The 13,621-nt window shown below is 36.5% G+C and carries 7 protein-coding genes; 3 read left to right on the forward strand and 4 right to left on the reverse strand.

All coding sequences use genetic code 11. The annotated features are described in order from the left end of the window. Positions 1-57 precede the first annotated feature (57 nt). Genes HEQ36_RS24085 through HEQ36_RS24095 form a run of 3 tightly spaced genes read left to right on the forward strand, consistent with a single transcriptional unit; the run spans position 58 to position 7,359 of the window. Entirely contained in the window at positions 58-2,913 is a 2,856-nt protein-coding gene (locus HEQ36_RS24085) for a filamentous hemagglutinin N-terminal domain-containing protein (RefSeq protein WP_168636299.1), read from the forward strand. Continuing rightward, complete coding sequence (locus HEQ36_RS24090; RefSeq protein WP_168636300.1) at positions 2,903-4,711, forward strand: ShlB/FhaC/HecB family hemolysin secretion/activation protein; 1,809 nt, start codon at positions 2,903-2,905, stop codon at positions 4,709-4,711. The genes HEQ36_RS24085 and HEQ36_RS24090 overlap by 11 nt, the downstream gene beginning before the upstream one ends. 11 nt (positions 4,712-4,722) lie before the next feature. Beyond that, complete coding sequence (locus tag HEQ36_RS24095; RefSeq protein WP_290708620.1) at positions 4,723-7,359, forward strand: CHAT domain-containing protein; 2,637 nt, start codon at positions 4,723-4,725, stop codon at positions 7,357-7,359. Between the two features lie 81 nt (positions 7,360-7,440). On the opposite strand, the gene HEQ36_RS24100 is transcribed toward HEQ36_RS24095, so the two are convergent. From HEQ36_RS24100 to rpsB, 4 genes are all read right to left on the reverse strand, one after another. After that, complete coding sequence (locus HEQ36_RS24100) at positions 7,441-9,891, reverse strand: protein kinase (protein WP_168636302.1); 2,451 nt, start codon at positions 9,889-9,891, stop codon at positions 7,441-7,443. 332 nt (positions 9,892-10,223) lie between these two features. Next, positions 10,224-11,099, reverse strand: coding sequence for a hypothetical protein (locus HEQ36_RS24105; protein WP_168636303.1), 876 nt, complete (start codon positions 11,097-11,099; stop codon positions 10,224-10,226). A 262-nt stretch (positions 11,100-11,361) separates the two neighbouring features. Continuing rightward, on the reverse strand, positions 11,362-12,306 hold the full coding sequence (gene tsf / locus HEQ36_RS24110) for a translation elongation factor Ts (protein WP_168636304.1): 945 nt from the start codon (positions 12,304-12,306) through the stop codon (positions 11,362-11,364). A gap of 221 nt (positions 12,307-12,527) precedes the next feature. Next, positions 12,528-13,301, reverse strand: a complete 774-nt coding sequence (gene rpsB / locus HEQ36_RS24115; RefSeq protein WP_027403785.1) for a 30S ribosomal protein S2 — start codon at positions 13,299-13,301, stop codon at positions 12,528-12,530. Between the last annotated feature and the right edge of the window lie 320 nt (positions 13,302-13,621).

Genomic DNA, 13,621 nt, shown 5'->3' on the forward strand with positions numbered 1-13,621 from the left:
TGTAGTAAATATCAATACTAGTTCTGTTATCGCTATCCTTTGGCTATATAGTATTAAATGAGACTAAATTATTTACCATACTGGGTTGTTGGCTGTCTCCCTTTGTGCTTGCTTGCTGTCACAAACCCCACCAGAGCGCAAATCATTCCCGATCAAACTCTATCAGTTAATTCAGCGGTTACATCTCAAGGAAATACAAAAGTCATTAATGGGGGAACTGTTGCTGGCAGTAATTTATTTCACAGTTTTCAGGAATTTTCGGTTGGTACTGGTGAAAGCGCATATTTTAATAATTCTTTAAATATTCAAAATATAGTCACAAGAGTGACAGGTAAATCAATTTCTAATATTGATGGGTTACTCAAGGCTGATGGTAATGCTAATTTATTTTTACTCAATCCTAACGGAATTATTTTTGGTCGTAATTCTACTCTAGATATAGGCGGTTCTTTTGTAGCAAGTACAGCTAATAGTCTCAAATTTACTGACGGTGGTGAATTTAGTGCTATTAATCCTCAAAGTACATCTCTATTGAGTATAACCATGCCTTTGGGATTGCAATTTCCCGGAATGCCTGCAAGCATTATTAATCGTTCTGCTAATCTGCAAGTATCATCTGGAAAAACCATCGCTTTAGTTGGTGGGGATATTAGCTTAGAAAGTGGTAAATTGGCTGCATCACAGGGACGAGTTGAACTAGGTAGTGTTAGTGGTGAAAGTCTAGTGAGTTTGCATCCCACAGCCAATGGTTGGTCTTTAGGATATGACGGTATAAATAATTTTGGTAACATTCAACTACTAACTGAGTCTAAGGTAAGTGCTGATAATGGTGGGGATATTTCTATTCGAGCCAACGATTTAACAGTGACAAATGGCTCTGCAATCTCAGCAAATACTTCTACTACAGCAAATGGTGGTCAAGTTACTATCCAAGCTAACAAAGTCGAAGTTAGTGGTGCATCGGCAAACGGTCAAATCTTCAGTACAATTGCTGCGACATCAACAGGAAGTGGCAATTCTGGAAACATAGAAATTACAACCAAGAGGTTAATTACCAAAGACGGTGGTGATGTGTCGGTGAAGACAGTTGATTCAGGGAAGGGAGGAAACCTCACCGTCAATGCTTCTGAGTCCATAGAACTGATTGGGGCTGTATCTATTCCTAATAGTACCATTTTCAGTCGCAGTGGTTTTTTTGCTGCTACCGAAGGCATTGGAGATGGTGGCAATATCACAATTAATACTCCTCTGTTACAGGTGCGAGATGGTGCAAGGGTATCAGTTTCTACTCGCGGTGCAGGAAAAGACGGTATCACCGGAGGTAAGGGAGGTCTTTTAACTGTAAATGCAGGAATGATAGACCTCAGTGGTACGAATGCTGATGGTAGATTTACCAGTGGTTTGTTTGCTTTATCTGGAGAAGAAAGACCCAATATTAAAGAAACTGATGCTACAGGTAATGGGGGAAATATCAAGATTGAAACTGGTCAGTTAAATATTAGCAATGGAGCGCAAGTATCAGCAGCTACGTTAGGTGTAGGCAAGGGTGGAAATATTACTGTACAAGCTGATACCATAAGTATCGCTGGAGCATCAACTATTAGTCAGAAGTTTAGCACCTTAGCTACTGACTCTCGTGCTACAGGAGACTCAGGCGACATCATGATTGATACCAAACAGTTAAGAGTGAGTGATGGAGCAGATGTTTCTGTAACAGCTTTTGGCGCAGGGCGTTCAGGAAACCTCATGGTCAATGCTACAGAGTCTATAGAACTCATTGGAGCTAGTGCTATTCCTAATAGTACCATTTTCAGTCGCAGTGGTTTATTTGCTGCTACTGAAGGGATTAAAGACGGTGGATCTTTAACTGTGAATACACCTCTACTGATAGTTAAAGATGGGGCAAGAATTTCCGTATCCACTCGTGGTAAGGGTGAAAACGGCATCCCTGGAGGCAAGGGAGGTAACTTGATTGTTAATGCGAAGGAGATTGAACTGAGTGGTATAGGTAAGGTGCAACTGCTTCGCAATGGTCAGACCGAAACACGCACATTTACCAGTGGATTGTTTGCGTTATCTGGAGAGATAAGACCAAATATTGCAGACAATGAAGCTACGGGTGCAGGTGGTAACTTAGAAATTAACACTGACTTGTTAACTGTGCGAGATGGTGCAGAAGTATCAGTAACTGCCAAAGGTGCAGGAATAGCAGGAAACTTAGTTACAAAAGCCAATGGAATTAGATTGCAAGATGGCTCAATTATTGGTGCAACGGTGCAGGGTAGCGGCGCTAACATTACCTTAGAAGTTCGGGATTCTTTGCAACTAAGGGGTAACTCTCAAATCTCCACGACTGCTGGGGAAAATGGGGATGGAGGAAACATCAAAATCACCGCAGATACCCTGGCTATTCTAGAAAATAGTAGCATTAGCGCTGATGCTGGTAGACAAGGTGGTAATGTGCAAATTACAACCAAAGGAATTTTCTCCCTTCCAAATGCGATTACTGCCAGTTCTGCACAGGGAGCGCAATTTAGTGGGAATGTGTTAATAAATACTCCTGATATTCAACCGACTCAAGGGTTAATTGCTCCCCCTGAAAAATTTCTTAGTCCTGAAAATCAGGTAGCTTCAGCTTGTGCTTCGGAAAAAGGACAAAACCGCAGTCAATTTATTATTACTGGACGTGGTGGACTACCACCTGATCCCACAGAACCACTCAGTAGTGAAACGGTGAGGGTAAGTTCATCAAAATTGTCATCAGATCATAATTCTATAACTTCAGTACAGTTACCACAACCGGCGACGGGGTGGGGAGTTAATCACAAAGGTGAACTGATTTTAATTGCTAATACAGCAAATTTACCAGGTCAGAGTTCTCAAATACCCTCTGCTAATTGTCATGTCCATTAAATATCGTAGCCTTGCTTTTTTATCTGAGTTGTTAGTGCTAAATCTGGGATTTTTGGCTGTGGATGGGATATTTTTTTCAGTGCGATCGCAAAATATTCCTCCTACTCAAATTCCAGTTAATCCTACCATCCCTGAACTTCCATCTAAACTTAAACCGTTACTTTCTCCAGAAGAACTCCAGGAAATTTTACCCCCAGATGCCAATAAACCAGAACAAAATTTCGATATTTCTGGAAGTATTCAGGTTAATAAATTTGAGTTTATGGGTAATACGAAATCAGTATTTAGTGATAAAAGATTAGCTAAAGAGTTGCAGGAATTTACTAATAAAGATATTACTTTTACGGAATTATTACAAGCTGCTGCTAAAATTACTAATCTTTACACTGAAGAAGGATATGTTACTTCTGGTGCTTATCTTCCAGCACAAACCTTAACAGGTTGTTTTGTGAAACCACAACAAACTTCTCACAGTTGTGATATCACAATCCAGATTGTTGAAGGAAGTTTACAAGAAATTCGTATTAGTCGAGATGAGAACAGTAAAAACTTTTTGCATGATAGTTATGTGCGATCGCGTTTGAATTTAGCCACCGGAAAACCTCTAAATATCCGCAATTTAAAACAAGCTTTACGACTTCTACAATTAAATCCTTTAATTAAAAGTCTTTCTGCGGAATTATCTGCGGGGACAATTCCTGGCACTAATTTACTGAAAATTAAAATAGAAGAAGCAAACACTGACAATATTAAAATCATTGCTGATAATAGTAGAAATCCTAGTATTGGCAGTTTTCGGCGCGGTTTAGAAATAGAAGAATCCAACTTAACTGGATTAGGAGATAGTCTGAATCTAGCTTATAATAATACCGATGGTAGCAACGCCATAAATGCCAATTACACCATACCAATTAATCCCCGCAATGGAACGATTGGTTTTAGTTATAGTAACACCGAAAGCAACATCATTGAACAGCCATTTGATGAATTAGATATTAAGTCAAATTCCCACAATTTTGAACTTAGCTTACGTCAACCAATAATTGAGAAAGCTAACGAGGAATTCACTGAAGAACTAGCACTTGGGTTTACACTCAATAGAAAGGAAAGTAATAGTTCTATCTTGGGAGTAAACTTTCCTATATCTGTAGGAGCAGACGCACAAGGAAGCACGCGAATTTCTGCATTGCGATTCTTTCAAGAATGGAACCGGAAAAGTTTGCAGCAAGTCTTTGTTGCTCGTTCTCAATTTAGTTTAGGAGTGGGAACATTTGGTGCGACAATTAATAATCAAGCACCTGATAGTCGCTCTTTTGCATGGAGAGGACAATTACTATGGTTACACTCACTTGGTTCTCAAACTGATAATCCCAAACTGAAACCAAAAATTTTACTTCGTTCTGATTTACAATTAGCAACTAGATCACTTTTACCTTTGGAGCAATTTACATTAGGTGGTGTTTTCAACGGGCGGGGTTATCGTCAAGATGCTATTTTTAGTGATAATGGATTTTTTAGTTCTGCGGATTTTCAATTACCGATTTACAATACCAATAATGGAGAAAATATTTTACAATTAATTCCATTCATTGATGTTGGAACTACTTGGAATAGCTCTAGCAAACCAAATCCTGATTCTAATACCCTAGCTTCTTTAGGTTTAGGTTTACAATGGCAAATGGGCGAAAAATTCAAAGCTCGTTTAGATTATGGCATTCCTTTAGTTAAAATTAATTCAATAGATAGAACATTGCAAGACAACGGTGTTTATTTTTCCATGCAGTACAACCTCTTCTAAAATCAATATTTATGTGGAAATATCGTCGCAAATTAACAACATTTTTCTTGGCATTATTAACGCTAATTTCAACCTTGATTTTTCCTATTTTCTCTGCTAATAAAGTGACAGGAACTGAAATAAAAATAAAACCAACTTCGGTTCTTATTTCTCAAGTATCTAATAGCTTGAATTTAGAACAGCAAGGGAAAAAATACTATGATATTGGCAACTTTTCTGAAGCAGCCAAAATCTGGCAACAAGCAGCAGATGCTTATGGTAAAGACGAAAAAGGCAAAAATAGAAATCTCATTAATAAAGCCAAAGCTTTGCAATCCTTGGGTTTGTATACTGAAACTTGTAGTCAACTATTACAGGTGTTTAATATTGTTGATTTAAAATGTGTGCAATTAAAGAGTAGTGATCAAAGTATTGATGATAAAATTATCGAAAATCTAGAATCACAACCAAATTCTCTAAATAAAGTCATTGGTTTGCGGCTTTTAGGTGAAACACTTCAAAAATTTGGACAATTAGAACTTTCTCAACAACTGTTAGGAATTACCGAAATAGCAGCACAACAATATCCAGATCAGCAAAGTGCAATATTTATTGGTTTAGGAAATATAGAAAGAGCTATTGGTAATAGAGAGCGAGATAAGTTAAATTATACTTCGCAAATTGAGTTTATTCTTAGTGAACAGTGTAATAATGAATTTAATCTACATGATGAAAATAAAATCAAAAATAAAATCAAATGTACTAACAATGAATATATAGATATAAAATCATATTATGAAGCATTTGGACATTATAATAAAGCTAAAAAAGATTATAACCAAGCAGCAAATAATCATACTAACTCCATAACAGGAATTCAAGCAGAACTAAATCAACTCAGTCTATTATTAGATATACAAGAATGGTGGAATGAACAATTTAATAAAAGTCAAAGATATCAACCATATACTTGGACTGAATTAAAAGATGATCTGAATAATCAAATCGAATATTTATGGAAATCTATTAATTATCATTTAGTTAAATTACCTGAAAGTCCTCAAATAATTCGTGAGTTAGTATACGCAAAGATTAATTTCGCAGAAAGTCTAACTCGTTGGAGGAAAAATACTCAAAACGATAAACTTCCACAAGAACAAGAAATTGCTCAACTCCTATCAACAGCTATTCAAAACGCTCGTACATTTAAAGATCAGCAAGCTGAAGCACTTGCTTTAACTCATCTTGCTAAGTTATACGAACTACAATCACAGAAAGAAAACTTAACAAAAAAAGACAGAGTTGATAACCTTTCTCAAGCGAAAATTTTCACAGAACAAGCTTTAATGCTGTTAAATAATCTGAATTTTGATAATCGGCAAATTCTATATCGTAATAGACACCAATTAGGACGCATTTTAAGAGATTCAGAAAATATTGAAGGAGCATTAATATCTTATGCTGAAGCATGGAATATACTTCAGTCACTGCGAGCAGATTTAGTCAATAGTGCTGATAACCAGTTTTCTTTTCGTCAAAATGTCGAACCCGTGTATCGAGAATTTATTGATTTACTATTGCAAGCTGAGGTAAAAAACATTGATTTCAAAAAATTAAACTTGGTATTAATCAATAATATCACCACAGTATATAGTTCTCAGGAAGAAAAAACTGAAAAAAATATTCCCTTCAACATAGCTCGTTTAGTTATGGAATCGCTGCAATTGGCAGAGTTAGATAACTTCCTCCAAGATCCTTGTTTACCACCAATAGAAAAGTTAGTACAAATTGAAAATATTGATGAAAAAGCAGCAGTTATTTATCCGATTCTTTTGAAAGATAGACTAGAGGTTCTTCTCTTTCAAAAAAATAAATCTCCTTATCATTATTCAGTTATTAAAGATTCGCCAACAGATTTTAATCAAACTATCGAAAAATTCGCAGACCTTATCTATAGTCAAGTTGAGGATGGAAAATTATCTGCTTTGGAGCAACAGAATAGAGATAGAAACGAAAAGTTTAATGAGAATAAAAAAGAGCTTCTAAAAGTTTCTCAACAACTATATAAATGGTTAATTGAACCGCTAAAACGAAAAAATCATTTGAACAATGTTGGAGTTGAAACTTTAGTATTTGTACTAGACCGTGTTTTCCAAAACATTCCCTTAGCTGCTCTTCATGATGGTGAAAATTATTTAATTGAAGATTATAATATAGCTATAAGTGTGGGTCAACAACTCAAAGACTCAAAACGACTTGAACCAAAAAATATAGAGATTTTAGCGGCTGGTTTGAGTAAAGAGGTTTCAGTCCAAGGGAATAAATTTCCTGAACTCAAAGATACAAAAGATGAGTTAGAAAATATTAAAAATTTAAAGAATAAACTCAGAATATGTCAAACAGCTTCAGGAGACGAGAAAGCAGCCTTGGGTATGGCTGGGGTAGCTTTGCGTTCCGGTGCAAATAGTACCATTGCTAGTTTATGGCCTGTATCAGCTAAAGGTACAACAGAGTTAATGAAGAAATTCTATGCAAATTTAACTAACTCTGATCCAGAAATGACTAGAGCGAAAGCACTTCGCGAAGCCCAAATTTCTCTCATGGAACAAAATGGATATCAACATCCTTTTTACTGGGCGGCTTTTACCCTTATAGGTAGTTGGCTTTAGCTATATTGAGGAATTAGGGTGATTAGAAAAGAAGTTCTTACACCTCTTCTTTTTTTATTCACAAAACTATCCATATTCATCTTATTTACTTTTAATTTCCTTTAAGAGTTGATCACGAAGTTCTTCCGCCTTTTTTTTTCCAGGCTCAAATTTACTTCTATCATACTTGTCTGCTTTATCAATTGCTTTCTGGAATTCTTTAATAGCTTCTTCTAAAAGTTGTATGGCTTTATTCTTATCTGATGGATTTAATTGTTCGGCTTGGTACATTAAGGTTTCACCTTTATTATATAAGTTTAAAGAACAACCTTTATTCAGGTCTGTTGGAGATTGATGACCTTTATTTTGAGGATAACAACTTAACTGAATAGCCTGTTCAAAAGATGCCTTTGCCCTATCATAATCTTGCAAATCTTTTTGAGCATATCCTAAACAAGACCAACCACTAAAATCATTTTGATTATTATTAGTTGCTTTTTCACAAACACTCTCTGCATCTATATATTTTTTTTGATTATTATAGATTTGTCCTATGCTAACTTGAGGAAGTATATAAGTTTTATCATTTGCTATTTTTTGTGACATATTATAATCTGCGATTGCTTTTGTATATTTTTTTTGACCATTTAGCGCATTTCCTTTTAATAAATAAGCCTCTTTAGATGGACGGATATTGATGGATTTCTGACAATCTATTTCAGCTTCACCATAATTTTCCCGCTCATTTTTTTCCTTACAACTTATCAGCAAAGTCATTTCTGGTGGTTCTGGTCTGTTTAGTTTCCAAACGATATACGCTAAAAATCCTATACTAAATACACTAAAGATGAACAATAATTTCTTATCCTTCTTTAACCATTTCACAATTCCATTTTGAGGTTTGAATCCTCGACCTAAACTCTTCAAATCCTTCAAAACTTCTTGTGCAGATTGATAACGATCTCCTAAATGAAAGCGCACCATTTTAGTTAATATTTTTGCCAATTTAGAGTTAATCTGGATTCCATTCGGCAAGATTACCTCATTACGCGAATCTCTTTTTAAAGATTGAGGATGTACTCCTGTTAAAAGTTGAATAGCTGTCATCCCTAAAGCATAAATATCACTACTGGGTTCTGGTTGATTTTCTTTTTGTTCAAAAGGCATATATCCATCCGTTCCCCCTGGTTGCTTAACTATTTTGTTATTTCTATACTCTAAAGTAAAAATTTCCTTGAATTTAGAAAAATCAATGAGAATAAATTTTTTATCTTCTGTTCGTTGAATTAAGTTAGAAGGCTTAATATCACCGTGAATAATACCTTGTTGATGGATAGGAGACAATAATTCTAAAACATCTGTTAAGAAAGCAGTAATTTCTGATTCATTCCAATGCTTACCTGTTTTAATTTTGTCGCTGAGATTTTCACCGTCTATAAATTCATAAACTAAAGATAAAGTTATTCCCTCTATAAAGTGATCTAATAAATTGGAAACTTGTGGGTAACGATCAAAATTTTGTGTTGATTCAAATAGAGTTTCTAAACGAGATCTTACTTCGTTGAAAATATGTGAATTATTGGTTGTCAGAATAAATTGCTTAACAATACAACGACGGTTTTGTCTAGCACTGCGAGTATCATTTGCTAAATATGTATGACTAAAACCACTACCACCCAAATAGCTAATAATTTTATAGCGTTGAATTAATTCTTGACCCAAGAAAGTTAGTGGTTTTAAATCTACGAGAACATCATTAGCTGTTGAGTAACGTTTTTGTAAACTGACCCGCACCATCTTAGTTAAGATTCTCGCTAAGTTTGGGTTAACGGAAATCAGATTTTTCCATATAACTTTATTATCAGAATCTTCTTCTAAATCTTGAGGACTCACTCCTGTTAAAAGTTGAATTGCTGTCATACCCAAAGCATAGATATCACTGGCAAATTGTGGTCTTCCTGCAAATTGTTCTGGGGGCGTATAACCTAGCGAAAACACAGGTATTGTTGTAACTGTTATGCCATCAGGTTCTAAGGTTAAGGTACTAACTTCTTTAACTGCACCAAAATCAATGAGAAAAATCATTCCATCCTGGTCTCTCTTCATTAAATTTGTTGGTTTTATATCTAAATGTTTAACATTTTTAATATTGTTATGATGAATGTGATTTAATATTTTTAATACCTCATGAAGAATATTAATAACATCCGTTTCCGTGAAAATCTGATTTTTAAAATCCCTACCTTGAATATATTCTTGTACTAAATACAATCTTTGATTTTCTTCAAATTCATCATAAAGTTGTGGTATTTGTGGATGATTTCCTAATACACGCAATATTGCTGCCTCATCGCTGAACATCTTTCTTACGGTATTCCATGTTTTTGGATCTGTAGAATGGTATCTTAGGTATTTTATCACCCGATAAGACCCTGGTAACTGTGTATCTTCTACTAGATATGTCTCACCAAATCCCCCATAACCTATAGGATTTATTATTTTATAACGCCCTTTTATAATTTCCCCATTTTTGTGTTCGTATTGTTGTGGCATATAGGGTAGTGCAAGTTATTGTTAAGTAAGTAATTAATTGCAAGTTTAAATACGAATACATCGAATAGAAGTTGATGTATTTTTAGAAACAAAAAACTCCTTGGCGCTGTTTTGGGAGTCTTTTAACCTATTTTTAGGTTTTAATCAATTTTCTGCATAAATTATACTACACTTATTTATACCATTTTCCAGAATATCAGCATTTTTTACTTTCCATCCGATAAATCCTAAAAACAAGCCCTGGCGATTGTAAATCACGGAACCACACAAACAAAGTCCACCTGCGTGGACTAGATGCGGTTTCCAACCGCCGATTTAATGTTAATAGGACTCTAATCCTCAAACCAACTGGCACGCCAAGCGGCTTCGGCTTCAGCAATTTTCAGTTCTCGTTGCCTTTTTTGATATTCTCGTCCTAGTTTATTCAATTGCATTAAAATGTTGCGAATTCCTTTGCGTTCTGCCAATAGTGTTGCTTCAGCAAATTCTATTTCTCCTAGTCGTAAGTGAATAGCCATAATCTGAGTCAGGCTAGAATCTTCGGAATCTTCCTCGTCACTAATTTCTATCACTAAGTTTAATAGATTGGGAGGACTAGGTATCATATTACTAGAACCCTCTGAGGAAGCAGCAGCAGCGGTGGCTGCGACTAAAATTGGTTCTGGTAGTTTTTTGGGGAGAACTCCGGTTTTTTGGATTAAAATATTAGCTGCTTGTGAGACTTTTTTCAAAGTTTCTTGAATTGCTTCTTCTAAATCTTGTTGCCATTCAACTAGTTCTATGGGATTAGAAGGATCTAAGGCTTTAGGTTGTTGTTCGTTTTCTTCGTTTTCTTCATGTTCTTCATTTTCTTCATTTTCTTCATTTTCTGCTTCAATGTTCTCTTGTTCTTCAGTTTCTATAACTGCTTCTGTTTGGGTAGCTTCTGGGGGTTGAATATAACTAATTAATTCTTTAGCGGCTTGTTGACTGAACTTACGAATGCCTTGTTGTAATTTTTGCCGCTGATTTAGTGATAAGTTCAGAAATTCATCAGGATATCCCTGGGTACACAGGTAATAACTAGCTAAAATCAATTGTTTTTGTAAGGCTGAACCCAGTATATGTATATATCTAGCATAGGCTAAATTGAGTTCGTAAGCGATCGCACTAATTGCCTCTTTTAAGTCAGTAATATCTTTTTCTATCCGTTCAATTGCTCTAGCCATAAGTTTAAGCTGGTGAGTTGTCAGTTGCTTTATATAGTACAAATATACAGAATTTTGAATAAATAATCATCATATAAAGCACAGGACAGCGTGTTATTTATTACCTTAAGTTGACACCAGTAAGCACTAATAAACCTCCGCGAACGGTATCCAATCTTGTGGGATGGGCATCCTGCCCGTCCTTGTATTATTAGCAGTCAAGATGCTTGCACCACAAGACATTTTGGGACATTTTTTTATTTAGAAGTCTCTAAGAACAAAATTACTTAGCACCAATTTGGGCAGCAACTTCATCAGCAAAGCTCATTTCTTTCCTTTCAATACCTTCACCGAGTACATAACGCACAAAGCGACTGACTTGAATTCCCTCACCAACTATTTTTTCTACTTGCTTCACCAAGTCTTCTACCGAAATACTTTGATCACGGATAAAAGGTTGATCTAGTAAAGTCATTTCTTTAAGACGCTTTTCAATTCTACCTTGAACAATCTTTTCTTTGATGTTCTCTGGCTTATTACCCAAGTCGTCCTTACCCATTTCGATGTCTTTTTCTTTGGTGACAACTTCGGCAGGAATTTGGTCTATGCTAACGTACTCGACGTTAGGACAAGCCGCAACTTGCATTGCCGCGTTCCGTGCCAAGTTTTGGAACTCTTCCTTGGTAGAGGCTGCATCGGTTTGAGAATTTAATTCTAATAGTACACCAACACGACCACCAGTATGAATATAGCTATCTACTATTCCTGGTTTGTCAGTGGTAAGAGAGAAATTCACAAAGCGCCGGACTTGAATATTTTCACCAAGAGTTGCAATTGTTTCTTTGATGAATTCATCAACAGTAACACTGGACTTTTCAGTATAGGGTTGAGCCAATAAAGACTCAACAGTATCAGCATTTGCAGCTTGTTTTGCCAGGTTCTTAACTAAGGCTTTGAAAGCTTCATTGCGGGCAACAAAGTCTGTTTGACAGTTTACCTCTATTAGTACACCGACTTGTCCATCAGGTCGAATGTAGGTGTCTACTAGACCTTCTGCGGCAATGCGAGCGCTTCCTTTATCAGCTTTAGCAATACCTTTTTGCCGTAGCCAAGTTGTAGCCGCCTCGACATCACCTTCATTTTCCTTCAGTGCCTTTTTGCAGTCCATCATGCCAGCACCGGTTTTTTGGCGTAGCTCCTGGACGAGTTTTGCAGATATTTCCGCCATATTGCCTCAATTCTTAACTTGACAGATACAAATATTATTCAAGATTATCAGACGATCAGGACTCATTTGAAAATCATTTAAGAGACTTCCAATCAAAAAAATACCCCAATCTTTAGTATAGATTCAGGGGTTTAGCACTGCCAAACCCCTACTTATTTGCCAGACTACTAAAAAATTGGCTAATTTATTCTTTGGTACGCCTTAATCCCGATCACAGATGCTTATGCTTCGTCTTCTGACTCAGTGCTATCACTTTCATCATATTCGTAGTCTTCGTCAGCGTAATCATCGTAGTCTTCTTCCGCTTCTAGCTGACCATGACGACCTTCATAGATAGCATCTGCTAATTTACCGATAATTAGTTTAATGGATCTAATTGCGTCATCGTTGGCTGGGATCGGAATATCTACAACGTCTGGGTCACAGTTGGTATCCAACATGGACACAATCGGAATCCCCAATTTTTCGCATTCTTGAACTGCGTTATATTCCCGCTTCTGGTCAACAATAACCACGATATCGGGAACTTTCCGCATATTTTTAATGCCGCCCAAATATTTTTGTAGCTTCGTCATTTCCCGACGCAGCATGGAGGCTTCTTTTTTGGGTAATAAATCCAGTGCGCCGCTTTCCTCTCTCCGTTCTAAATCTTTGAGACGCTCGGCTCTGGTTTTAATGGTTGCCCAGTTGGTGAGCATTCCACCCAACCAACGTTGGTTAATGTAGTGAGAACCGCAACGGAGTGCTTCTTGGGCAATAATTCCGGCTGCTTGGCGCTTAGTGCCAACAAACAGGAATTTTTTACCTTGCTCTGACTGGGTTCGCATATAGTTATACGCGTTATCCATCAACTGGGCTGTTTGTACCAAGTCAATGATATGTACACCATTTCGAGAGGTGTAGATATAAGGAGCCATTTTGGGGTTCCAACGTCTGGTCTGATGACCAAAGTGAACGCCTGACTCCATCATTTGAGCCAAGGAAACTACTGGCATATTTTGTTACTCCTATTCGGGTTAAACCTCCATCTAGGTGTATTTCTCAATTTAAGAAACACCCGAATTCCCAGATGTGCGGATTTTAGACAACTGTACTAGGGTAACACAAATATGTTGAGTTTTGTGGTGAACTTGGATTTTTTGTAAAAGGTGTACGGTGTACACACAAGCCGATGTACAAAAAGAAAATATATAACAGGTGACAGGTGACAGGTGCTACGCATAATTTAGTATTTATTTTGTGAACTACCCACACTGACCTGACGGTACAGTGTCGGCTTCCTGTCCAACAGAAAGCACAGTAGTAGACTTCTTGC

This window comes from Anabaena sp. 54, assembly GCF_017355725.1.
Lineage (GTDB): Bacteria > Cyanobacteriota > Cyanobacteriia > Cyanobacteriales > Nostocaceae > Dolichospermum > Dolichospermum heterosporum.